This window comes from Aquabacterium sp., assembly GCF_034003525.1.
Taxonomy (GTDB): domain Bacteria; phylum Pseudomonadota; class Gammaproteobacteria; order Burkholderiales; family Burkholderiaceae_C; genus Aquabacterium.
In genome coordinates this window covers 17,463-39,608 of record NZ_JAVEYN010000001.1, presented here as the reverse complement: position 1 = coordinate 39,608, position 22,146 = coordinate 17,463, and the positions used below count along the sequence as shown (strand labels likewise).

The 22,146-nt window shown below is 65.2% G+C and carries 21 protein-coding genes; 6 read left to right on the top strand and 15 right to left on the bottom strand.

Annotated elements, in window-relative coordinates:
• Positions 1-10: 10 nt before the first annotated feature.
• Positions 11-859, bottom strand: coding sequence for a class I SAM-dependent methyltransferase (locus RBT42_RS00215; protein WP_320361520.1), 849 nt, complete (start codon positions 857-859; stop codon positions 11-13).
• Here RBT42_RS00215 and gloB point away from each other — a divergent pair.
• Both gloB and RBT42_RS00205 read left to right on the top strand, forming a co-directional pair.
• The gene (gene gloB / locus RBT42_RS00210) at positions 858-1,634 is read left to right on the top strand and encodes a hydroxyacylglutathione hydrolase (protein ID WP_320361518.1); all 777 of its coding nucleotides are present in this window, start codon (positions 858-860) and stop codon (positions 1,632-1,634) included. The genes RBT42_RS00215 and gloB overlap by 2 nt on opposite strands.
• On the top strand, positions 1,631-3,385 hold the full coding sequence (locus tag RBT42_RS00205; RefSeq protein WP_320361516.1) for a transglycosylase SLT domain-containing protein: 1,755 nt from the start codon (positions 1,631-1,633) through the stop codon (positions 3,383-3,385). The genes gloB and RBT42_RS00205 overlap by 4 nt, the downstream gene beginning before the upstream one ends.
• 57 nt (positions 3,386-3,442) lie before the next feature.
• Here RBT42_RS00205 and RBT42_RS00200 read toward each other — a convergent pair whose 3' ends face one another.
• From RBT42_RS00200 to dnaX, 4 genes are read right to left on the bottom strand one after another with little or no spacing between them, the layout of a single operon-like run.
• Positions 3,443-3,838, bottom strand: a complete 396-nt coding sequence (locus RBT42_RS00200; RefSeq protein ID WP_300158596.1) for an MAPEG family protein — start codon at positions 3,836-3,838, stop codon at positions 3,443-3,445.
• Positions 3,839-3,877: 39 nt separating this feature from the next.
• Positions 3,878-4,465 (bottom strand): recombination mediator RecR, encoded by a 588-nt coding sequence (gene recR / locus RBT42_RS00195; protein WP_320361513.1) that lies wholly within the window; start codon positions 4,463-4,465, stop codon positions 3,878-3,880.
• A gap of 13 nt (positions 4,466-4,478) precedes the next feature.
• Positions 4,479-4,805, bottom strand: a complete 327-nt coding sequence (locus tag RBT42_RS00190; protein WP_320361512.1) for a YbaB/EbfC family nucleoid-associated protein — start codon at positions 4,803-4,805, stop codon at positions 4,479-4,481.
• A 39-nt stretch (positions 4,806-4,844) separates the two neighbouring features.
• The gene (dnaX, locus tag RBT42_RS00185; protein WP_320361510.1) at positions 4,845-6,974 is read right to left on the bottom strand and encodes a DNA polymerase III subunit gamma/tau; all 2,130 of its coding nucleotides are present in this window, start codon (positions 6,972-6,974) and stop codon (positions 4,845-4,847) included.
• Positions 6,975-7,263: 289 nt separating this feature from the next.
• Here dnaX and RBT42_RS00180 point away from each other — a divergent pair, with 289 nt between their 5' ends.
• The gene (locus RBT42_RS00180; RefSeq protein WP_320361508.1) at positions 7,264-8,652 is read left to right on the top strand and encodes a DEAD/DEAH box helicase; all 1,389 of its coding nucleotides are present in this window, start codon (positions 7,264-7,266) and stop codon (positions 8,650-8,652) included.
• Between the two features lie 104 nt (positions 8,653-8,756).
• On the opposite strand, the gene yaaA is transcribed toward RBT42_RS00180, so the two are convergent.
• A complete protein-coding gene (yaaA, locus tag RBT42_RS00175) occupies positions 8,757-9,533 on the bottom strand; it encodes a peroxide stress protein YaaA (RefSeq protein ID WP_320361506.1) in 777 nt (258 codons plus the stop codon).
• Positions 9,534-9,743: 210 nt separating this feature from the next.
• Here yaaA and RBT42_RS00170 point away from each other — a divergent pair, with 210 nt between their 5' ends.
• Positions 9,744-10,280 (top strand): gamma carbonic anhydrase family protein, encoded by a 537-nt coding sequence (locus tag RBT42_RS00170; RefSeq protein ID WP_320361504.1) that lies wholly within the window; start codon positions 9,744-9,746, stop codon positions 10,278-10,280.
• A gap of 6 nt (positions 10,281-10,286) precedes the next feature.
• On the top strand, positions 10,287-11,270 hold the full coding sequence (locus RBT42_RS00165; protein WP_320361502.1) for an Hsp33 family molecular chaperone HslO: 984 nt from the start codon (positions 10,287-10,289) through the stop codon (positions 11,268-11,270).
• Positions 11,271-11,274: 4 nt separating this feature from the next.
• Here RBT42_RS00165 and RBT42_RS00160 read toward each other — a convergent pair whose 3' ends face one another.
• The 7 genes from RBT42_RS00160 to RBT42_RS00130 all read right to left on the bottom strand — a co-directional run bounded on the left by RBT42_RS00160 (position 11,275) and on the right by RBT42_RS00130 (position 17,653).
• The gene (locus tag RBT42_RS00160; RefSeq protein WP_320361879.1) at positions 11,275-12,060 is read right to left on the bottom strand and encodes a pseudouridine synthase; all 786 of its coding nucleotides are present in this window, start codon (positions 12,058-12,060) and stop codon (positions 11,275-11,277) included.
• Positions 12,047-12,688, bottom strand: a complete 642-nt coding sequence (locus RBT42_RS00155) for an ATP-binding protein (RefSeq protein ID WP_320361500.1) — start codon at positions 12,686-12,688, stop codon at positions 12,047-12,049. The genes RBT42_RS00160 and RBT42_RS00155 overlap by 14 nt, the downstream gene beginning before the upstream one ends.
• A complete protein-coding gene (gene pnuC / locus RBT42_RS00150; RefSeq protein WP_320361499.1) occupies positions 12,685-13,344 on the bottom strand; it encodes a nicotinamide riboside transporter PnuC in 660 nt (219 codons plus the stop codon). The genes RBT42_RS00155 and pnuC overlap by 4 nt, the downstream gene beginning before the upstream one ends.
• A complete protein-coding gene (gene ftsB / locus RBT42_RS00145) occupies positions 13,344-13,655 on the bottom strand; it encodes a cell division protein FtsB (protein WP_320361496.1) in 312 nt (103 codons plus the stop codon). Before ftsB ends, pnuC begins: the two co-directional genes overlap by 1 nt.
• 98 nt (positions 13,656-13,753) lie before the next feature.
• Complete coding sequence (eno, locus tag RBT42_RS00140; protein WP_320361494.1) at positions 13,754-15,037, bottom strand: phosphopyruvate hydratase; 1,284 nt, start codon at positions 15,035-15,037, stop codon at positions 13,754-13,756.
• Between the two features lie 76 nt (positions 15,038-15,113).
• A complete protein-coding gene (gene kdsA / locus RBT42_RS00135; RefSeq protein WP_320361492.1) occupies positions 15,114-15,968 on the bottom strand; it encodes a 3-deoxy-8-phosphooctulonate synthase in 855 nt (284 codons plus the stop codon).
• 29 nt (positions 15,969-15,997) lie between these two features.
• The gene (locus tag RBT42_RS00130; RefSeq protein WP_320361491.1) at positions 15,998-17,653 is read right to left on the bottom strand and encodes a CTP synthase; all 1,656 of its coding nucleotides are present in this window, start codon (positions 17,651-17,653) and stop codon (positions 15,998-16,000) included.
• A 176-nt stretch (positions 17,654-17,829) separates the two neighbouring features.
• Here RBT42_RS00130 and RBT42_RS00125 point away from each other — a divergent pair, with 176 nt between their 5' ends.
• Entirely contained in the window at positions 17,830-18,561 is a 732-nt protein-coding gene (locus RBT42_RS00125; RefSeq protein ID WP_320361489.1) for a 1-acylglycerol-3-phosphate O-acyltransferase, read from the top strand.
• Positions 18,562-18,585: 24 nt separating this feature from the next.
• Here the strand turns inward: RBT42_RS00125 and RBT42_RS00120 are convergent, their stop codons facing one another.
• Both RBT42_RS00120 and mutS read right to left on the bottom strand, forming a co-directional pair.
• Entirely contained in the window at positions 18,586-19,413 is an 828-nt protein-coding gene (locus tag RBT42_RS00120) for a proteasome-type protease (protein WP_320361487.1), read from the bottom strand.
• The gene (gene mutS, locus RBT42_RS00115) at positions 19,410-22,124 is read right to left on the bottom strand and encodes a DNA mismatch repair protein MutS (protein WP_320361485.1); all 2,715 of its coding nucleotides are present in this window, start codon (positions 22,122-22,124) and stop codon (positions 19,410-19,412) included. The genes RBT42_RS00120 and mutS overlap by 4 nt, the downstream gene beginning before the upstream one ends.
• Positions 22,125-22,146: the final 22 nt, after the last annotated feature.

Sequence of the window (22,146 nt, the reverse complement as noted above, 5' to 3'; positions counted from 1 at the left end):
GCCGAATCACTCATCCATTCACATCCTGTTGAACGTGGCCGCCACGCTGGTGACGTTGTGCCACAACCGCCGGGGCCGCCGCAGGGGCGGCCCGGTTCATTTTCACTTTGCCCACCAGGCGCATCCCCCGCGCCCGCTTCACCGCCACCACAAAGTAGACCGCGCCCAGCACCGGCCACCAGCGGTCACCGGCATGCTCCATCCAGCGCAGGCGCTCCCAGGAGCGTGCATGGTGGCTCATCGGGCGGTAGCACCCAAAACCCCCGGCCTCCACCTCCAGGCCGAGCAGGCGCAACCAGTCGCGCAGCCGCCAGTAGGCGATGAACTCGCCCTGCGGCAAGACCAGTGCCGAATCAATCCCCCACAGCCCAAGGCGTTGGGACACGCCCCACAGACTGGCCGGATTGAAGCCCGCGATCACCACCCGCCCATCGGGCACCAGCACGCGCTCCACCTCACGCAAGGTGGCATGCGGGTCGTGGGCCATCTCCAGGGCGTGGGGCAGCACCACCAGGTCCAGGCTGCTGCTGGCCACCGGCAGGGCCTCGAACTCGCAACGCACCCCCAGCGGAGCACCGTGCATCAGCCCTTCGGGCAGCACCAGTGGCTCGTGGATCAAGGGGGCCCGGTCGGCCGGCGGCTGCCAGGTGGCGTAACGGCTGTCGAGCGCCAGCCATTTGTGCGGCATGCGGTTACAGCGCAGCCCGTCCAGTTCAGGCAGCCCCAATTGCAGAGCATGAAAGCCAAACACGTCGGCCACCAGGCGGTCCATTTGCGCCTGTTCCCAGTCAAGTAAAGCCTGCCCGGATGGCAGGGCCAGCCAGGGATGCAACTCTATAATGGGACTGACTTTGCTCATGAATCTACTCGCCCTACCCGCCTTTGCTGACAACTACATCTGGATGATCCACAACGGCGCTGAAGCCATGGTGGTTGATCCAGGGGATGCTGCGCCGGTGAGCGACGCACTCAAGCGATACGGGCTCAAGCTGACCGCCATTCTAGTGACCCATCACCATGGTGATCACGTCGGCGGTCTCGCAGCCTTGCAAAGAGATGATCTGCCGGTCTATGGGCCGGCGGCCGAGGCCATTGGCGGTGTGACTCAGCCAGTGGCAGATGGCGATATCGTGATTTGGCAGGGCCTGCGTTTTGTCGTTCATGACGTCGCTGGCCACACGCGAGGCCACATCGCCTATTTCGCCCCCGATGGCTTGGGCGCAACCGACGCCGCGCCGCTGGCTTTCGTCGGCGACACCCTGTTCAGCGGCGGCTGCGGACGCGTGTTTGAGGGCACGATGGACCAGATGCACCGCAGCCTGAACCGGATCGCCCAATGGCCTGTCAGCACCCGACTGTGCGCGGCCCACGAGTACACCTTGAGCAACCTGCGCTTTGCGCAGGCCGTCGAGCCTGGCAATGCCGCTCTGGCGCAGCATGTGGCGCACTGTGAAGCGCTGCGCGCCGCCGGCCTGCCGACTTTGCCCACCACGCTGGCCACCGAGTTGGCCATCAACCCATTTTTGCGCTGTACCGAAGCGGCCGTGCAGTCGGCTGCCCGTGCGCACGATGCTGCTGACACCGCCCCTGCGTCGGTCTTTGCGGCGCTTCGCCTCTGGAAGAACACGTTTTGAACACGACCCATCGCCCCAGCTTGCCTCGCCCACTGCTCCTCGGTGCTGCAGCCCTGTTCACCCTGCTGTTGTCCGCTTGTGGCACCGTGACGCCTCCCGCCAACACCGCAGGCACCGACATGGACCGCCTGCTGAAAAGCCAGCCTGGGCGTCCCTCCGCCGTCACCAAGTCCATCGCGCGCCGCGAGATCCGTGAAGACCCCAGCTCGGGTCTGCGTGTGGACCTTGGGCCGGCAGCCATCCTCGCGGCTGAGGACGAGGAGCGTGCCGCAGCCAACAACCGTGAAGCCCGCATGGCCGCGGGCAGCCCGACGGACCCCTTGCGCCCGGATGCGACCCTGAACCTCGACGACAGCGATGCGTCCAAGGACCTGTGGGCGCGTGTGCGCCAGGGCTTTCAGCTGCCGCCGCTTGAAGACGAACTGGTGGGACAGCACGAACGCTATTACGCCAGCCGCCCCGAGTATGTGCAGCGCATGACGTCGCGCGCCAACCGCTACCTCTACCATGTGGTCGAAGAGATCGAGCGTCGTGGCATGCCTGCCGAGCTGGCCCTGCTGCCCTTCATCGAAAGCGCCTTCAACCCGCAGGCCACGTCGTCGGCCCGGGCCTCGGGCATCTGGCAGTTCATGCCGGCCACCGGCAAGCACTTCGACCTCACGCAGAACATCTTCCGCGATGAGCGTCGCGACGTGCTGGCGTCCACCCGTGCGGCGCTGGACTACCTGCAGCGCCTGCACCGCATGTTCGGCGACTGGCACCTGGCCCTGGCGGCCTACAACTGGGGCGAAGGCAATGTGCAGCGTGCCATCAAGCGCAACCTGAGCCAGGGTCTGCCCACCGACTACGCCAGCCTGAATATGCCGGCGGAGACCCGCCACTACGTGCCCAAGCTGCACGCCGTGCGCAACATCGTCGCCCAGCCGGAAGCCTACAACCTCGCGCTGACACCGATCGAGAACCACCCCTACTTCGTCAGCGTGCCCATCCAGCGTGACATGGACGTGGCCCTGGCAGCCCGCCTGGCAGCGCTGCCGGTGGACGAGTTCAAGGCCCTGAACCCTTCACAGAACAAGCCCGTGATCCTGGCCGCCGGCACCCCGCAGGTGCTGCTGCCTTACGACAACGCCCACTTGTTCGTCCGCAACCTGACCAAGCACAAGGGGCCGCTGGCCACCTGGACGGCCTGGCAGGTGCCCAAGACCATGCGACCGGCTGATGTGGCCAAGCAATTGGGCATGCCGGAGTCCACCCTGCGCGAGGTGAACCGCATTCCGCCCAAGATGCTGGTCAAGGCCGGCTCGACCCTGCTGGTGCATCGCTCCGAGCAACGTGAGCGCGATGTGTCCGAGGCCCTGGCCGACAACGCCATGATGGCCCTGGCCCCCGACGTGCCGCCCCTGCGCCGCATGACGCTGAAGGCGGGCAAGCGCGACACCGTGCGCACGGTGGCCAAACGCTATGGCGTGAGCGTGGCGCAGGTGGCGTCGTGGAACAATGTGGGCGCTTCCGCCCGCTTCAAGCGTGGCGAGCAGATCGTGGTCTACGTGCCCAACAAGGGCAAGGCGCAGGCCTCACGCTCGCTGGCCTCTGCCAAGAAGGGGCGTGTGACCCGCGAGGCCAAGCTGGAGAGCAAGGTCAAGGGCCGCAAGGGCAAGACCGTGGTCGCAGTGGCCAAGAAGGGCAATGCGAAGGCTCGCGCAGGGGCCTCGAGTCGCAATGCCAAGGTCCGCGTGGCCAGCGCACGCTGACACTGTGTCGCTTGCTGGGGCTGAGCCTGGTGCTCAGCCCGCCACGCAGTCGCTCGCTCAGCCTGCCAGCGACATGATGTAGATGCACACGGCCACGCCTGCCATCCAGATCAGGCTGCGCAAGGCGGCCTTGTCCATCAGATAGCTTGCGATGTAGGCCAGGCGGATGCCGATGAACGCCAGTGCCCACTGGTCGATCACGCCCTGATCAGCTTGCGCCTGCTGGGCCATCAGCACCGCCGCGATGAACAGCGGCAGCGCCTCGAAGCCATTGGCCTGGGCCGCGTTGGCCCGCTGTTGCCAGCCCGTCAGGCCTGCTTCCCATTGGCGCGGGTTGTGGTTGTCATAGCCGCCTTTGCGGGGCGATTTCATGCCCACGCTGGCCTTGGCGGCACCCACCGTGACCACCGGCAGCAGGCAGGCTGCCAACACACACCAATTTGCAATGCTCATGCTTGTCTCCGTGGCCTGAGTCGGCCTGTCTAAAAACGTTCAGCGTCGGTCCATGAAGGCATGGGCAATGGTGCCCAGATCGACGTACTCCAGTTCGCTGCCCACGGGCACGCCCCGGGCCAGGCGCGTGACCTTCAGTCCTCGTGCCTTGAGTTGTTCACCCAGCACGTGGGCCGTGGCCTCGCCTTCGGCATTGAAGTTGGTGGCGAGGATCACCTCGCGCACCTGCCCATCGGTGGCGCGCTCGATCAGGGCCGACAGCCCGATGTCGCGCGCGCCCAGGCCGTCGAGCGGGCTCAGGCGCCCCAGCAGCACAAAGTACTGACCTTTGTAGCTGCCCGTGCGCTCCAGCGCCGCCTGGTCGGCCGGTGTTTCGACCACGCACAGCAGGTGCGGGTCACGGGTGCTGTCCAGGCAGACATCGCACACCTCGGCACGGCTGAAGGTGTGGCAACGCCGGCAGTGCCCGATCTCGGAGACGGCCGTATCCAGCGCCCTCGCGAGCTTCACGGCACCCGGGCGGTCGTGCTGCAGCAGGTGAAAGGCCATGCGCTGAGCCGACTTCTGGCCCACGCCGGGCAGGCAGCGCAGCGCGTCGATCAGCGCGTCGAGCGCGGGGTCCGCCATGACGCGCAGCCGATCAGAAGGGGAACTTCATGCCGGGAGGCATGGGCATGCCGGCGGTCAGCTTGCCCATCTTCTCGGCGCTGGTGGCTTCTGCACGGCGCACAGCATCGTTGAACGCGGCGGCCACGAGGTCTTCCAGCATGTCCTTGTCATCGGCCAGCAGGCTGGGGTCGATGGTCACGCGCTTGACGTCGTTCTTGCAGGTCATGACGACCTTCACCAGGCCGGCGCCCGATTGGCCTTCCACCTCGACGTTGGCCAGTTCTTCCTGCGCCTTCTTGAGGTTGTCCTGCATTTGCTGGGCTTGTTTCATCAAGCCTGCGAGTTGTCCTTTGAGCATGGCTCATCCTTTCGTGTGCAAAGCGTGATTGTGACCGGATCAGGCACCGGTCTCATCCGCCAGGGGGTGAATGGAGCCTGGCACCAGTCGGGCGCCAGGGTATTGCTTCATGAGTTGCTGGACCAGCGGGTCGCCGCTGATCAGCTGTTCTGCCCGCTGTTGGCGCAGTTCGCGTGCCACCTGGTCGCGTTGGGCCGGGGTGTTGAAGGCTGCGCCACGCTCGAGCTCCAGCTTGGCCTCGTGCCCCAGCAGTTCGGACAGGGCTTGAGCCAGACGGTCGCGCAGGTTGTCGCTGCGCAGGCTTTCGCGCTCGACGCGCAAGCGCCACAGGCTGTGCGTGCCTCCCTCCTCGTGGGCGATGCACTGGGCCTGGATGGCCAGCTCGCGCACCAGGGCGGCGATCAGCCCACGGGTTTGCAGTTGCCCCACGATCTCGGCCCAGCGGTCCGACAGCGGATCTGTGCCCGGCGGCGGCAGGTTCAAGGAAGGCACCGTGGCGGTGGGCCGCGTCGGAGCCGCAGGGCGAGAGGGGGCTTCTCGTGCCGCGGGCAGCTCAGGTCGGTCGAAATCGGGCGGCGGGGTGAAGTCGTCCTCACGCTCGGCCAGCGAGGGTGCGTCGGCGTCAGACAGCGAGGGGTCGGCCTCGGGCGGCAGCTCGTCCCAAGGCGCCACGCCTTGGCTGGCGCCAGCCGGTTCCACAGGCCTTGGCGCCGGTGCGGTGGCCGGTGCCGGGGCCGCAGTGCGTGGCTCAGCCGGCGCGGACTGCGGCGTGGGCACTGTGGCGGCGGGCACTGTGGCGGCGGGCATCTCCGGCGCCGCAGTCGAAGCTGCCTCGCGCGGTGCAGGCGATGCCGGAGGAGACGACGCGGGCGCAACTGCGGCAGGCGCCGGCCGAGACACGGGCGCCTGAGATGTCACGCTGGCGGGAGAAGCTGCGACCGTGCTGGCCGGCGAAGCGCTGGCCGAGACTGGCTGCGCCAGGGACTGCGTGGCTGGCTCGGTTGGCGCCGTGCGCGCCACCGAGCCCTCAGCTTTTGGGGACGGTGGGCTCCCCGCTGTACCGAAGCTGTGCCCGGGCTTGAAAGCCAGCAGACGCAACAGCAGCATCAACAAACCGTTGTACTCGTCCGGCGCCAGAGCCAGCTCGGCACGGCCCTGCAGGCACAGGCTGTAGAACAGCTGGGTCTCATCGGGGGCCAGCAAGGGGGCCAGCCGGTGCCAGGTGGCCTCATCCGGGTCATCCGAGGCGAGCGCCTGCGGCACGGCCTGGCACACGGCCATGCGCTGCAGGGCGGTGGCCAGCTCTTCCAGCGTGCCGGCGGCCGACAGGCCCAGTTCACGCAAGGTGTCCACGGCGGCCACCAGGCCTGCGCCGTCTCCGGCGGCAACGGCTTCGATGATGCGTTGCACATGCTGGCGATCGACCGCGCCCAGCATCTGCCGCACGGCGCCCTCTTCCAGCTTGCCGCTGCCAAAGGCAATGGCCTGATCGGTCAGCGACATCGCATCACGCATGGAGCCACGTGCGGCACGTGCCAGCAGGCGCAAGGAGCCCGCATCGAAGCCGATCTGCTCGATGTCGAGCACATGGGCCAGGTGCTCCTGCATGGTCTGCACGGCCATCGGGCGCAGGTTGAACTGCAGACAGCGCGACAGCACCGTGACGGGCACCTTTTGCGGATCGGTGGTCGCCAGCACGAACTTCAGGTAGTCCGGCGGCTCCTCCAGCGTCTTCAGCATGGCATTGAAAGCCGTGGTCGAGAGCATGTGCACTTCGTCGATCATGTAGACCTTGAAGCGCCCCAGTACCGGCTTGTAGACCGCCTGCTCCAGCAGCTGCGAGATCTCGTCCACGCCGCGGTTGGAGGCGGCATCGAGTTCAACGTAGTCGACGAAACGACCGGCGTCGATGTCGCGGCACGGCTGGCACTGCCCACAGGGGGAGGCCGTGATGGTTCCCTGCCCGTCCGGCCCAACGCAGTTGAGCGACTTGGCCAGAATGCGCGACACCGTGGTCTTGCCCACGCCCCGCGTCCCGGTGAACAGGTAGGCATGGTGCAGGCGCTGCTGGGTGAGCGCGTTGCCCAGGGCCTGGACCACGTGCCCCTGGCCAACCATGCTGTCAAAGCCTTTGGGACGGTATTTGCGGGCGAGAACCATTGAATTCATGCGCAGATTCTAGGTGCTCCCGACCCCAAAGTTCGGCCTCACGGGGTATCATGAAGGCCAGGTCTGGAAACGACGGACAACAGGGCCACTCCCTCCACCCGTTCCGCTCGTGTTCTGCCATGCATCGCGCTGGCTCCAACCTGCATCTGCCGGCTTGCGGTGGTTCTGTCCCCGCACCGCGGCGTTTGACTCATTCCACCCCCGCATCGCCAATTGGTTGACTCGCCGCGTCCTGGCCCGGACCACGCGAGTGCAGTCGCCTTGTTACCCTTTTAAGGGCAAAGATCTCATGTCGTTTGAAAGTCTGGGGCTCAGCGAGCCTCTGTTGAAAGCCGTTGCTGAAACCGGTTACACCACCCCCACCCCCATTCAGGCCCAGGCCATCCCCGCGGTTATCGCTGGCGGCGACCTGCTGGCTGGCGCCCAGACCGGCACGGGCAAGACCGCCGGTTTCACCCTGCCCCTGCTGCACAAGCTGAGCACCACGCCGGCTCCGGCCACCCAGGGCAAGCGCGCCATCCGTGCGCTCATCCTCACCCCCACGCGTGAACTGGCCGCCCAGGTCGAAGAAAGCGTGCGCGTCTACGGCAAGTACCTGCCCATCAAGTCCATGGTGATGTTCGGTGGCGTGGGCATGGGCCCGCAGCTGTCGGGCCTGCGCAGCGGCATCGATGTGCTGGTGGCCACGCCCGGCCGTCTGCTGGACCACCACCAGCAAGGCAACCTGGACCTGAGCAAGGTCGAGTTCTTCGTGCTGGACGAAGCCGACCGCATGCTGGACATGGGCTTCGTGCACGACATCAAGAAGGTGCTGGCGATCTTGCCGGCCAAAAAGCAGAGCCTGCTGTTCTCGGCGACCTTCTCTGACGACATCAAGGCCCTGGCCGAACGTCTGTTGAACTCGCCCAAGGTGATCGAAGTGGCCCGCCGCAACACCACAGCCGAAACCATCGCGCAGAAGGTGCATCCGGTCGGCCGCGAGAAGAAGAAGGACCTGCTTGCGCACCTGATCAAGGAGAACAACTGGCACCAGGTGCTGGTGTTCACGCGCATGAAGCATGGCGCCAACCGCCTGGTCGAGTTCCTGGAAAAGCAAGGCATCACCGCCATGGCCATCCACGGCAACAAGAGCCAGAGCGCCCGCACACGTGCGCTGAGCGAGTTCAAGTCTGGTGACCTGCAGGTGCTGGTGGCCACCGACATCGCAGCCCGCGGTATCGACATCGACCAGTTGCCCCACGTGGTGAACTACGAGCTGCCCAATGTGCCCGAAGACTATGTGCACCGCATTGGCCGCACGGGTCGTGCCGGCGCCGAGGGCGAAGCCGTCTCCCTGGTTTGCGTGGACGAGAACAGCTTTCTGGCCGACATCGAGAAGCTGATCAAGCGCAGCATCCCACGTGAAGTGGTGCCAGGCTTCGAGCCGGACCCCAATGAGCGTCCCGAGCCGATCCTGTTGGGTCGTCGCACCATTGGCGGCGCGCCCGGCGCCCGTTCGGGTGGCGGCGGTGGTCGTTCGGGGGGCTCGGGCCGTCCGGGTGGCGGCGGTGGCCAGCGCTCGGCAGGCCGTGGCGGCCAAGGTGGGGGCCAGGGTTCTGGCCAGCGCAGTGGCGGTGGCGGCAACGGTGGTGGTGCCGGTGGCCGTTCTGGCGGCCCCTCGCGTCCGCGCAGCCGCTGAACCTGGGGCGCACAGCGCGCCCACTGCATGAAAAATCGGCCCCTCGGGGCCGATTTGCTTTTGGGGTGAAGAGCGGCAAGCCGCCCTTGCCTCATCCTGGCTCTTTACGCCTCTAGCCGACGGCGGAACACCAGCCGATCAGGCTCGGACACCGCAGCGTCGTAGGCATAGCCTTCCAGATCGAATCCAAGCAGGTCTGCGGGCGTCTTGGCGCGGTGCGTGATCGCGTAGCGGGCCATCAGGCCGCGGGCGCGCTTGGCGTGAAAGCTGATGATCTTCCACTTGCCGCCCTTCCAGTCTTCGAACACGCATTCGACGACACGGGCCTTGAGCGCCTTGCGCTTGACCGACTTGAAATACTCCTGGGAGGCGAGGTTGACGATCACGTTGTCGCCCTGCTCAGCCAGCTGCCGGTTCAGGTGCTCCGCCAGCGTGTCGCCCCACCAGGCGTACAGGTCTTTGCCACGCGGGTTGGGCAACTTGGTGCCCATCTCCAGGCGGTAGGGCTGCATCCAGTCCAGCGGACGCAGGATGCCGTACAGGCCACTGAGGATGCCCACATGGGTCTGAGCCCAGTCCAGGTCCGTCTGCGAGAGGCTGCTCGCGTCCAGGCCTTCGTACACGTCGCCATTGAAAGCCAGCACCGCCTGCTTGCTGTTGTCGGCGGAGAAGGTGGGGCTCCAGGCGCCATAGCGCGCCACGTTCAGTGAGGCCAGTGCGTCGCTCAGGTCCATCAAAGATGCGATCTGAGCGGGGGTATAAGGTTGCAGCACCTCGATCAACGCGGCAGACTCATCGATGAACTGCGGCAAGGTGTGGCGCTTCGTGGTGGCCGGGGTGTCGTAATCGAGGCTCTTGGCCGGGGACAGCAGGAACAGCATCTTGGCAAAAATGGGTCAATGGGTGGCAAGCCGTTGTCACTATGACACAAACGCTTCGGGTCGGTCAGCCGTGGGGCCAGCCTGCGCGCCGGCCCCTTGAGTTGCCGGCCAGCGTCCGGCAAAAGGCCGCAGGCAGCACAAAAAACGCCAAGCCTCTTAAAATTCAGATTTTCCACTGCCGACGGGCGGGCCTGGGCGCCCGGAATCAAGATGGCCATTTATCGGATCAAGGACAAGGCACCGCAGATTCACCCCAGCGCCTACGTGGCCGAATCGGCGGATGTGATCGGTGAGGTGTTCCTGGCCGAAGGCACCAGCGTGTGGTCGCATGTGACGCTGCGCGGTGACAACGAGCCCATCGTGGTGGGCACGAACTCCAATGTGCAGGAGTCCTCCGTGCTGCACACCGATTTCGGCTTTCCGCTCACCATTGGCGCCAACGTGACCGTGGGCCATCAAGCCATGCTGCATGGCTGCACCATCGGCGATGGCTCGTTGATCGGCATCCAGGCCGTGGTGCTCAACGGCGCGGTCATCGGCAGGAACTGCCTGGTGGCCGCTGGCGCCCTGGTGACCGAAGGCAAGGTGTTCGAAGACGGCATGCTGATCATGGGCTCACCTGCCAAGGCCGTGCGCCCCCTGAGCGAAGCCGACATCACGCGCATGCAGATGGGCACGGCCTTGTATGTGAGCAAATCGGCCCAATATCGGACCGACATGGTGCGAATCGACGCACCGAAAGAATGAGTTTTCATGAGTGAATTGCACAAGTTTCTGTTCGAAGGCCTGCCGGTGCGCGGCATGCTGGTACGCCTGACCGACGGGTGGCAAGAGTTGCTGCGTCGGCGCGAAACCGCCGGGCCGTTCGAAGCACCGCTGCGCCGCCTGCTGGGCGAGATGAGCGCGGCCGGTGTGCTGCTGCAATCCAACATCAAGTTCAACGGTGCGGTGGTGATGCAGATTTTTGGCGAAGGCCCCGTCAAACTGGCTGTCACCGAGGTGCAGCCCGACTTGGCCTTTCGCACCACCGCCAAGCTGGTCGGCGAGTTGCCGGCCACCGACACTGGTCGCCTGCCCCTGGAGGTGATGGTCAATGTGAACGGTCATGGGCGTTGCGCGATCACGCTCGACCCGAAAGACCGCCTGCCAGGCCAGACCCCGTACCAGGGCGTGGTGCCGCTCAACGACGAGCGCAATCACCCTTTGCACAGCCTCAGCGAGGTGCTGGAGCACTACATGCGCCAGTCCGAGCAACTGGACGCCAAACTGGTGCTGGCAGCCAACGATGAAGTGGCGGCCGGACTGCTGATTCAGCGCCTGCCGGTCGAAGGCGAAGCCAATCTGGCCCAAGGCTCACGTGGCGCCGAAGATCTGGAACTGGACGACGCCTTCAACCGCATCGCCCACCTGGCTGCCACGCTCAAGCAGGAAGAGCTGCTGACACTGGACGCCGATACGATCTTGCGTCGTCTGTTCTGGGAAGAGGACGTCCGCCGTTTCGAGCCCCACCAGGGCGCGACAGGCCCGCGCTTTGCCTGCACCTGCTCGCGTGAGCGCGTGGCCAACATGCTGCGCAGCCTGGGCCAGGAAGAGGTCGAGTCCATCATCGCAGAGCAAGGTCAGGTCGAGATTGGCTGCGACTTCTGTGGCGAACACTACCACTTTGACCCGATCGACGCCGGTGAGGTGTTCACCGAGGGCGTTGCCACACCGTCGGGCTCTTCGCGACTGCAGTGAGCGCTCAGGACGCGTCGGTGACATGCGAGGCCGGCGCATCCCATTGCCAGAGCCAGGCTTGCTGCAATCGACACCAGTCGGCATTGAGCGACGGATCGCGCCAGTCCGACCCGATATCCACACGCTGACCTGAGAACGGGTGCACGAAAGCCAGGCGGCTGGCGTGCAACCACAAGCGTTGCTGCCCCAGTTGCTCGGCCCACCAGCGGTTGTGGGAGCCTTTGCCGTGGGTGGCATCCCCGATGATCGGATGGGCCAGATGCTTGAGGTGGCGGCGAATCTGATGGCGCCGCCCGGTTTCCGGCTGCGCCTGCACGAGGGCCACGCGGGTGGTCGGGTAGCGGTCCACGGGCACGTCCAACTGCAAGGTGGCCAGGCGCTGAAACTGCGTCACCGCATCTTGGGGCAAGGCGTCTGCCGGGGCATCGTCGGGCTTGAGAGCATGGTCCACCCTCACCTCGGGCGCTGGCCAGCCTCGCACCAGGGCCACATAGTCCTTGGTGGTCTGGCGGGTTTCGAACAGGGCCGTCGTGGCACGCGCCGCGTCCGGGTCCAGCGCCATGAGCAACACCCCCGAGGTCCCCTTGTCCAGTCGGTGCACCGGGTAGACATGGCGACCTAACTGGTCCCGCAGGGTCTGCATCACAAAGCGGGTTTCGTGGGCATCCAGCCAGGTGCGGTGCACCAGCCAACCCGCCGGCTTGTGCACGGCCACCAGGCGCTCGTCCCGCCACAGCACCTGCAGCGGGCTGGCCGACGAGACCTGACCGGTGGCCTCAGCTTCGGCCATCACCCAGCCCGTGCTGCTCACACTCTCCGTCGTCACAGTGATCACAGTACCAGCGCCAACGGGGGCTGCTGGCGGCGCGCAACTGGCGTTGGGGCGCATCCATCAGGTGCTCGATGGCCGACAGCGCATGCTGCACCCGGGACACGCCCCGCCCTGCCACCACGTTGTAGGGCAGTTGGTGATGCTGCAAGGCCTGGCGGATGAGCTGATCCACCGGCTCGCGCACATGCGGGCCGTCGCGCTGCAGGCCGTCTGCCGTCCAGGCCAGATCCAGGGAAGTCAGCAAGGTCAGGTCGGTTTGCGCATGGTCGCGCAGCGCCATCTCGTACAAGCTGCGATCGTCAAAGATGAACTCGCTGTAGATGGCGGTCATCAGCGCCGTCGTATCGGCCAGCACGACACTGTGCCCCTGCGCCGCCTCATGGATGCGGCGAGTCTGCTCGGCGGCAATGGCGATCTGTTCGTGCTGCAAGGGCGTCCGGTCGTGCTGAATGCAGAAGTCGCGCAAGGCTTCGGGCACCATCACAGCATCAACCCCTCGCCCGGCCAGCACGCGGGCCAGCTCGCGCGCTAGCGTGGTCTTGCCGGTGCTCTCGGCGCCCACCAGGGCAATCACATGGCTGCTCATGCGCGGGCCTTGCCCTGTGCGGCCAGGCTGAGCCATTGACGCCAGCCTATGGCCGACAGCACAGCAAAGATGCCATACAGGATGACGGTCAGCCACAGTTCCTTGTACGCAAACAGCCCCATGCTGACGACGTTGACGGCCAGCCAGCACGGCCAGTTGTCCACCCATTTGCGCCCCAGCAGCCACTGCCCGATCAGGCTGCCGGCGGTTGGCAAGGCGTCCCAGTAGGGCACGGTGGAGTCGGTGATGTGGTCGAGCAGCCAGCCCAGCACCGGCCACAACGCCAGCAATGCCAACAAGCTGAGGCCACGCCCCCGCGGGCTCAAGACACGAACGATGAGCGCCTGCTGCTGCGCATCGACGCCACGCAGCCACTGCCACCATCCCCACAAGGACATGCCCACGAACACCAACTGCAGTCCGGCTTCACCATAGAGACCGTAACGCGCGAACAAGATGCCGTACAGCAGCGAACTGGCAATCGCCAGGGGCCAGCCCAAGGGATTGACGCGCAGGTTGCAGGCGACCATCCACAGCGAAAGCACGAAAGCCAGGGCTTCGAGGTAGCTGACCGGCACGCCCCAGGCCGTCCACCATGGTGCCAGCAAAGGCTGCGCCCAGGCCAGCCACCCGCTGAGGATCTCGGAGGTGAGCATCAGGGTTGGGAGGCGACCGGTGCCGGCGAAATCTGGGGCAACTGGCTGGTCATCTGGACGTAGATTTCGTCGGGCTTGACCATGCCCAGCTCGGTGCGGGCCTTTTCTTCGACCATTTCCAGGCCCTCCTGCAGGTCACGCACCTCGGCGGCCAACTGCTGGTTGCGCGCCTGGGCCGTCGCGTTGGCTTTTTGCTGCGCTTCCAGCTCGGTGCGCAGCGTCATGACGCGCGGCACGCTGCCCTTGCCGAACCACAGTTCGGCATGCACCACGGCCAACAGGGCCAGCAAGATCAGGGTCGCGACACGCATCCCACCATTATCCATGGAGCGCCCATGAAAAACGGGGCCCGAAGGCCCCGTGTGTCGAGGATGCCCCAATGAGAGGGCATCGCCTGCCGCTGAAAAGATCAGCGCAGGTTGTAGAAGGCGCTGCGGCCCGGATACACGGCCACGTCGCCCAGATCTTCTTCGATGCGCAGCAGCTGGTTGTACTTGCTCATGCGGTCGGAGCGGCTCATCGAACCGGTCTTGATCTGGCCGGCGTTCAGGCCCACGGCGATGTCGGAGATCGTGTTGTCTTCGGTTTCGCCCGAGCGGTGCGAGATCACGGCGGTGTAGCCGGCGCGCTTGGCCATTTCGATGGCGGCAAACGTTTCGGTCAGGGTGCCGATCTGGTTGATCTTGATGAGGATCGAGTTGGCGATGTCCTTCTCGATGCCTTCCTTCAGGATCTTGGTGTTGGTCACGAACAGGTCGTCACCCACCAGCTGGACCTTCTTGCCAAGACGCTCGGTCAGGTGCTTCCAGCCATCCCAGTCGCCTTCGGCCATGGCGTCTTCGATCGAGATGATGGGGTACTTGTCGACCCAGGTGGCCAGCATGTCGGTCCACTGTTCGGCGGTCAGGGTCAGGCCCTCGCCTTCCAGGTGGTACTTGCCGTCCTTGTAGAACTCGGAAGCAGCGCAGTCCAGGCCCAGGGCGATCTGTTCGCCAGCGGTGTAGCCAGCGGCTTCGATGGCTTGCAGGATCAGCTGGATGGCTTCTTCGTGGCTGGCCACGGAAGGAGCGAAACCGCCTTCGTCGCCCACAGCGGTGCTGATGTGCTTGTCGTGCAGGATCTTCTTGAGGGCGTGGAAGACTTCGGCGCCGTAACGCAGGGCTTCACGGAACGTGGGGGCACCCACCGGCAGGATCATGAATTCCTGCAGGTCGAGGTTGTTGTTGGCGTGCGCGCCACCGTTGATGACGTTCATCATCGGCACGGGCAGTTGCACGGCGCCCATGCCACCGAAGTAGCGGTACAGGGGCAGGCCAGCTTCTTCAGCGGCGGCACGGGCCACGGCCATCGATACGGCCAGCATGGCGTTGGCGCCCAGGCGACCCTTGTTTTCGGTGCCGTCGAGGTCGATCAGGGTCTTGTCCAGGAAAGCTTGCTCGGAAGCGTCCAGGCCCAGCACGGCTTCGGCGATTTCGGTGTTGATGTGCTCAACGGCCTTCAGCACGCCCTTGCCCAGGTAGCGGCTCTTGTCACCATCACGCAGCTCGATCGCTTCGCGCGAACCGGTGGAGGCGCCCGACGGCACGGCCGCACGGCCCATGACGCCGCTTTCCAGCAGGACGTCGCATTCGACGGTGGGGTTACCGCGGCTGTCAATCACTTCGCGGCCGATGATGTCAACGATGGCGCTCATCTGGGGTTCCTCAAAAGATAGATAGTTTGAAAAGCGAAAAGGCGGCTCGCTTTTGCAGGCCGCCGATTGTATGGGGTCAGTTGAAGTGGTTTTCCAGGAAACCGTTCTTCTTGGTGATGCGGTCCAGCTCGACCAGGGTGGAGAGCAGCGCCTTCATGTGCTTGAGCGGCACGGCGTTGGGACCGTCCGACAGGGCGCAGGCCGGATCCGGGTGCGTTTCCATGAACAGGCCGGCCACACCGACGGCCACACCAGCACGGGCCAGCACCGGCACGAACTCGCGTTGACCGCCTGAGGAGGTGCCCTGCCCGCCCGGCAATTGCACCGAGTGGGTCACGTCGAACACCACGGGGGCGTTGGTCTCGCGCATGATGGCCAGCGAGCGCATGTCGGACACCAGGTTGTTGTAGCCAAAGCTGGCGCCACGCTCGCAGGCCATGAAGTTGTCGTCGTTCAGACCGGCAGCGCGCGCGGCGGCACGGGCCTTGTCGATGACGTTCTTCATGTCGCCTGGGGCCAGGAACTGGCCCTTCTTGATGTTCACCGGCTTGCCGCACTGGGCGACAGCGTGGATGAAATCGGTCTGGCGGCACAGGAAGGCCGGCGTCTGCAGCACATCGACCACTGCGGCCACGGCCGGGATTTCGGCTTCGCTGTGCACGTCGGTCAGGATGGGCACATTCAGCTCGCACTTGACCTTGGCCAGGATCTCCAGGCCCTTTTCCATGCCCGGGCCACGGAAGGACGTGCCGCTAGAGCGGTTGGCCTTGTCGTAGCTCGACTTGAAGATGAACGGGATGCCCAGCTCGGAAGTGATTTCCTTGAGCGTGCCGGCGGTGTCCATCTGCAACTGTTCGGACTCGACCACGCAGGGGCCGGCGATCAGGAAGAAGGGATGGTTCAGGCCAACGTCAAAGCCGCAGAGTTTCATGGTCGGGTTCCTTCAGCAGTGCGGGCCGATCAGGCCTTCTGGGCGGCAGCCTGGTGGTCCAGGGCAGCCTTGATGTAGGCGATGAACAGCGGGTGGCCGTCCCACGGGGTCGACTTGAACTCGGGGTGGAACTGCACGCCCACGTACCACGGGTGCACCGTCTTCGGCAGTTCGATCATCTCGGTCAGCTTCTCACGCTGGGTGATGGCCGAAATGACCAGACCCGCTTCGCGCAGCTTGTCGAGGTAACGCTCGTTGGCCTCAAAACGGTGACGATGACGCTCGCTCACCACGGGTCCATAGATCTCGTGAGCGATGGTGCCAGGTGCCACGTCGGAGGCCTGTGCGCCCAGGCGCATGGTGCCGCCCAGGTCGGACGAAGCATCGCGCTTTTGCACGGTGCCGTCGGCGTCCAGCCACTCGTCGATCAGGGCGATGACGGGGTGCGGGGTGTTGGGCTCGAACTCGGTGGAGTTGGCATCGGTCAGGCCGGCCTCGTGGCGGGCGTACTCGATGGTGGCCACCTGCATGCCCAGGCAGATGCCCAGGTAAGGGATGCCATTTTCACGCGCAAACTGGGCCGCGCAGATTTTGCCTTCCACACCACGCTTGCCGAAGCCGCCGGGCACCAGGATGGCGTCGTACTGTGCCAGGGCGCTGACGGTGTCGGGGTTGAGCGTTTCCGAATCGACGTATTCGATCTGGACGCGCACGTGGTTGTGGATGCCAGCGTGACGCAGGGCCTCGTTGAGCGACTTGTACGAGTCCGACAGGTCGGTGTACTTGCCGCACATGGCGATGGTGACGGTGCCTTGCGGGTGCTCAACCTCGTGCACCAGCTTGTCCCAACGGGACAGGTCGGCCGGCTTGGTCTGCAGTTGCAGCTTGGCGCAGATCAGGTTGTCCAGGCCCTGCTCGTGCAGCATGCGCGGCACCTTGTAGATGGTGTCGGCGTCCCACACCGAGATCACGCCGGACTCTGGCACGTTGGTGAACAGCGAGATCTTCTCGCGTTCATCGGCCGGGATGGCGCGGTCAGCACGGCACAGCAGCGCATCGGGCTGGATGCCGATTTCACGCATCTTCTGCACGGTGTGCTGGGTAGGCTTGGTCTTGAGCTCGCCTGCGGCCGCGATGAACGGCACGTAGGTCAGGTGCACGAAGGCGGCGTTGCTCGGGCCCACCTTCAGGCTCAGCTGACGGGCTGCTTCCATGAAGGGCAGCGATTCGATGTCGCCCACGGTGCCACCGATTTCGACGATGGCCACGTCGACCGCATCGGGCGTGCCGACGCCAGCGCCGCGGCGGACGTAGTCCTGGATCTCGTTGGTGATGTGGGGGATGACCTGCACGGTCTTGCCCAGGTAATCACCACGGCGTTCTTTTTCAAGAACGCTCATGTAGATCTGGCCGGTGGTGAAGTTATTGGCCTTCTTCATCCGCGTGGTGATGAAGCGCTCGTAGTGGCCCAGATCGAGGTCGGTTTCCGCGCCGTCTTCGGTCACGAAAACTTCGCCGTGTTGGAACGGCGACATCGTGCCCGGATCGACGTTGATGTACGGATCCAGCTTGATCAGGGTGACTTTGAGGCCACGAGATTCGAGGATGGCGGCCAGTGACGCAGCGGCGATGCCCTTACCGAGTGAGGACACCACACCGCCGGTGACGAAGACAAACTTGGTCATGTGCGCATAAGCGTTCGTCTTGACGAGGAACGCTGCGGTGGTAAAGCGGCATTATAGGTGTTTTGGGCCCTCGTCCGACGTGGATTGGTGCACAGAATCTGTGCACAGCCGTGGTGCGGGACGGCGCATAATCGCCGCGATTCGCAGGGGCCGCAGGGCCCCAGACAGGAGTTCGGGTGTTGTTTTTCTTGCGCATGTTGTTGTTGGCGGTGCACTTTGTCATCGCCAGCGTGGTGGGCTTGCTCATTGGCCTGTGTCGCCCCTTCAACCCGGACAACAGCCGGCTGTGTGCCCGGGTCTACGCGGTTCCCGCCATGTGGATTCTGGGGCTGCGGGTGAAGCTGGAAGATGACACGGTGCGGCAGCACCAGCGTTCGGCGGTGATCGTCTCCAACCACATCTCGAACTATGACCTGATGGTGTTCGGCCTGACGGTGCCCGAGCGCACGGCGAGCCTGGGTAAAAAGAGCCTGAAGTGGATCCCGCTGTTTGGCCAGCTCTACTGGCTGGCCGGCAATGTGCTGGTGGACCGGGGCAACGCCATCCAGGCCAAGAAGGCCATGCTGACCACCACCGACACCTTGCAGCACAAGGACATGTCGCTGTGGGTGTTTGCCGAAGGCACCCGCGGCCACGGCAAGGGACTGCAGCCTTTCAAGAAAGGCGCTTTCCTGATGGCCATCAACGCGGGCGTGCCCATCATCCCGATCTGCAGCAACAACTATGTGCGGGGCATGCGTCTGAACCGTTGGCACAGCGGCCACGTCATCATCCGTTCGCTGGCGCCCATTCCCACTGCAGGCAAGACCGCAGCCGACCTGCCCGCGCTGATGGCCGACTGCCATGCACGCATGGCCGCCTGCATCGACGAACTCGACCGCGAGGCCGGGACCGCCTTGCCTCGCTGAAGGCTGGCGGCACACTGACGCCGCTCAGGCGTCGGGGCCGGCAATCTTGTTGAGCGGGTTCATCGCCTGAGACTGCTGTGCGCCTTTGTGGGCCTGCACGCTGCTGGCTGCCTGATCCCAGCTCGGGTCAGGAATCGAGTCAAACACATCACGCAGACGCTGGCCCCAGCTGGCGCGGATCATGCGGAAATAGGCATTGGACTCGTCGATGTTGATGAGCTGCGTGGCCTGAAACGAGTCGGCCTCGTACACCAGCAGGTCCAGCGGCAGCCCCACCGACAGGTTGGACTTGAGGGTCGAGTCCATCGAGATCAGCGCGCATTTGGCCGCTTCCTGCAGCGGCGTGTCAGGCGTGACGACGCGGTCGATCACCGGTTTGCCGTACTTGGACTCGCCGATCTGGAAGTAGCAGACCCCGTCGATGCCGGCTTCGACGAAGTTGCCGGCCGCGTAGACGTTGAACAGGCGCATGGTCTCGCCCTGGATCTGGCCGCCAATGATCAGGCTGCAGTTGAACTCGATGCCGTGCTTTTTGAGCGCGTCCGCGTCCCTGGCATGCACCTTTCGCACGGCACTGCCCACGATGCGCGCGACGTCGAACATGGTTTTCGCCGTCCAGATCGTGATGGGCTGGCCCTCGCCGCCGTCGATCGTCTCGCTGCTGAGCACCTGCTTGACCGCCTGGGTGATGGCCAGGTTACCCGCCGACAACATGACCAGCACGCGGTCGCCTTCGCGCTCGTAAATGGTCATCTTGCGGAAGGTGCTGATCTGATCGAGCCCCGCATTGGTGCGCGAATCGGACAGGAACACGAGTCCGGCATTGAGCCGCATGGCCACGCAGTAGGTCATGACGAAATCACCGATTTGAGTTTGTAGAGCGCATCCAGCGCTTCACGTGGAGTCAAGGCATCCGGGTCGATGCCCGCCAGCAGGGACAAGGTCTGCGCCTCGGCCGGGGTCATCGCCTCCCCCGCGTTGTCAGCAAGGAGCGGGCCACCTTGGGCCGCCAGCGCATCCAGATCGAGGCCCGGCGCCTCCACCTGGGCGAACAGGTCGATCTGGTCGTCGGACTGGCGTTGATGCGCCTCCAGCGATTCCAGCGTGGAGCGTGCCTGACGGATCACCGAATGGGGCATGCCAGCGAGGCGGGCTACTTGAACCCCATAGCTACGGCTGGCCGGGCCATGTTGCAGTTCGTGCAGGAAGATGATGTCGTCGCCGGACTCGGCCACCCCCACGTGCATGTTGAGCGCGCGGGGCAGCTTTTCGGGCAAGGTGGTCAGCTCGAAATAGTGCGTGGCGAACAGCGTGAAGGACTTGTTCTTGTCATGCAGGTGGCTGGCGATGGCGCCGGCCAGGGACAGGCCATCGAAGGTGGAGGTGCCCCGCCCCACTTCGTCCATCAGCACCAGGGACTGCTCGGTGGCCGCGTGCACGATGGCCGCAGCTTCGGTCATCTCCACCATGAAGGTGGATTGGGCGTTGGCCAGGTCGTCGGCGGCGCCGATGCGGGTGTGGATGGCGTCGATGGGGCCGAGGCGACACGACGCTGCCGGCACATAGGAGCCCACGGCGGCCAGCAGCACGATCAAGGCGACCTGGCGCATGAAAGTCGATTTGCCGCCCATGTTCGGGCCGGTCACGATCATCATCCGGCGGTTGACGTCGAAGCGGCAGTCGTTGGGGATGAAGGCGGCGCCGCCGGTTTCCATCAGGCGGGCCTCGACCACCGGATGGCGGCCCTTTTCGATCTCGATGCCGGGATGGATGCTGAACTCGGGGCGGGTCCAGCCCAGGGTGGCGGCACGTTCGGCCAAGGCGGCCAGAGCGTCCAGCGATGACAGGGCACGGCCCAGGGCGCCCAGCGCGCCGATGTGGGCCTGCAGGAAGTCGATCAGCTGCTCGAACAGGAACTTCTCGCGTGCCAGTGCGCGCTCTTGCGCCGACAAGGCCTTGTCTTCGAAGGCCTTGAGCTCCGGGGTGATGAAGCGCTCGGCATTCTTGAGCGTCTGGCGGCGTTGGTAGTCCAACGGCACCTTGTCGACCTGGCCTTGTGTGACCTCGATGTAGAAACCATGCACCTTGTTGAACTGCACGCGCAGGTTCGGGATGCCGGTGCGGGTGCGTTCGCGGGTTTCCAATTCCAGCAGGAAGGCGTCACAGTTTTCGGAGATGGCGCGCAACTCGTCCAAGTCCGGGTCGAAGCCGGTGGCGATGACGCCGCCGTCGCGCACCAGCACCGCCGGGGTCTCCATGAGCATGGCTTGCAGCCGCTCGGCAATGGCGGCGTCGGGCTGCAAGGCCGTGTGAAGCTGGGCGAGCAAGGGGGCACCATCGGGCACGCGCTCGCGCAGCACGGGCAGGCCCAGCAGTGTGTCGCGCAGGCCGGCCAGTTCGCGCGGGCGCACCTGACGCAGGGCGATGCGGGCGGTGATGCGCTCCACGTCGCTCATCTGGCGCAGCGCTTCGCGCAGCGCGTCGTAGCCTTGATCGTGCTGTGCCGGCGCCAGCAGGCAGGCAATGGCGTCATGCCGGGCCGTGGCCGTGGCGCGCTCGCGCTGCGGTTGGGTCAGCCACTGGCGCAAGGCGCGGCTGCCCATGCCGGTGCGGCAGGTGTCCAGCAGGGACAGCAAGGTGGGCGAGTCTTCGCCACGCAGGGTCTGGGTCAGCTCCAGGTTGCGCAAGGTGGCGGGCGGCAGGTCGAGCAGCTCGGAACTGCGGGGCACCTCCAGCGAGCTGACATGGGACAGCGCCCTGCCCTGTGTGTGCTCGGCATAGCTCAGCAGGGCCGCCGCCGCCGCGTGAGCCAGGGTGAGGTCTTGCGCGCCATAGCCTTGCAAGGTGCTGACTTGCAGTTGCTCGCACAGCTTGCGCAGGCCCAGGCCGCTGTCGAACTGCCAGGTGGGCCGGCTCGTCATGGCCACGCTGCGTGTGCTTTGGGTCAGCAGGGGCTGGAGTGTGGCGGGCACACGCTCGCGGTCGAACAGGATTTCAGCGGGCTGCAGGCGCGCCAGCCAGCTGGCGAGTTCACGTTCGGTGCATTCGGTGGCGCCGAGCTTGCCGCTGGACAAACCCAGCCAGGCTAGGCCGCAGGGCACGGCGTGCTCGGCATGGCGACCGCGCTTGCTCATGACCACGGCCAGCAAGAGCGCATCGGCACGCTCGCTGAGCAACTCGGTGTCGGTGAGCGTGCCGGGCGTGACGACCCGCACCACTTTGCGCTCGACCGGACCTTTGCTGGCGCCCACCTCGCCCACTTGCTCGGCAATCGCCACCGATTCGCCCAGCTTGATCAGCTTGGACAGGTAGGTGTCGAGCGCGTGGAAAGGCACCCCCGCCATCACGATGGGTTCTCCGGCTGACTGGCCGCGCACCGTCAGCGTGATGTCGATCAGGCGGTTGACCTTGCGGGCATCGTCGTAGAACAGCTCGTAAAAGTCACCCATGCGGTAGAACACCAGGGTGTCCGGGTATTCCGCCTTAATGCGTAAATATTGGGCCATCATCGGCGTATGGCCGGAGAAGTCCTGCGCGGGAGAAACGGTGCGTGCTTGGTCCATGGGGCGATCAAAGGCGCGCCAA

Coding starts and splice junctions, on each gene's coding strand:
- gloB (WP_320361518.1), top strand. CDS start 858: ATGAATCTACTCGCCCTACCCGCCTTTGCTGACAACTACATCTGGATG.
- RBT42_RS00215 (WP_320361520.1), bottom strand. CDS start 859: ATGAGCAAAGTCAGTCCCATTATAGAGTTGCATCCCTGGCTGGCCCTG.
- RBT42_RS00200 (WP_300158596.1), bottom strand. CDS start 3,838: ATGAGCATTGCAAATTGGTGTGTGTTGGCAGCCTGCCTGCTGCCGGTG.
- recR (WP_320361513.1), bottom strand. CDS start 4,465: ATGGCGGACCCCGCGCTCGACGCGCTGATCGACGCGCTGCGCTGCCTG.
- RBT42_RS00190 (WP_320361512.1), bottom strand. CDS start 4,805: ATGCTCAAAGGACAACTCGCAGGCTTGATGAAACAAGCCCAGCAAATG.
- dnaX (WP_320361510.1), bottom strand. CDS start 6,974: ATGAATTCAATGGTTCTCGCCCGCAAATACCGTCCCAAAGGCTTTGAC.
- RBT42_RS00180 (WP_320361508.1), top strand. CDS start 7,264: ATGTCGTTTGAAAGTCTGGGGCTCAGCGAGCCTCTGTTGAAAGCCGTT.
- yaaA (WP_320361506.1), bottom strand. CDS start 9,533: ATGCTGTTCCTGCTGTCCCCGGCCAAGAGCCTCGATTACGACACCCCG.
- RBT42_RS00170 (WP_320361504.1), top strand. CDS start 9,744: ATGGCCATTTATCGGATCAAGGACAAGGCACCGCAGATTCACCCCAGC.
- RBT42_RS00165 (WP_320361502.1), top strand. CDS start 10,287: ATGAGTGAATTGCACAAGTTTCTGTTCGAAGGCCTGCCGGTGCGCGGC.
- RBT42_RS00160 (WP_320361879.1), bottom strand. CDS start 12,060: ATGGCCGAAGCTGAGGCCACCGGTCAGGTCTCGTCGGCCAGCCCGCTG.
- RBT42_RS00155 (WP_320361500.1), bottom strand. CDS start 12,688: ATGAGCAGCCATGTGATTGCCCTGGTGGGCGCCGAGAGCACCGGCAAG.
- pnuC (WP_320361499.1), bottom strand. CDS start 13,344: ATGCTCACCTCCGAGATCCTCAGCGGGTGGCTGGCCTGGGCGCAGCCT.
- ftsB (WP_320361496.1), bottom strand. CDS start 13,655: ATGCGTGTCGCGACCCTGATCTTGCTGGCCCTGTTGGCCGTGGTGCAT.
- eno (WP_320361494.1), bottom strand. CDS start 15,037: ATGAGCGCCATCGTTGACATCATCGGCCGCGAAGTGATTGACAGCCGC.
- kdsA (WP_320361492.1), bottom strand. CDS start 15,968: ATGAAACTCTGCGGCTTTGACGTTGGCCTGAACCATCCCTTCTTCCTG.
- RBT42_RS00130 (WP_320361491.1), bottom strand. CDS start 17,653: ATGACCAAGTTTGTCTTCGTCACCGGCGGTGTGGTGTCCTCACTCGGT.
- RBT42_RS00120 (WP_320361487.1), bottom strand. CDS start 19,413: ATGACCTACTGCGTGGCCATGCGGCTCAATGCCGGACTCGTGTTCCTG.
- mutS (WP_320361485.1), bottom strand. CDS start 22,124: ATGGACCAAGCACGCACCGTTTCTCCCGCGCAGGACTTCTCCGGCCAT.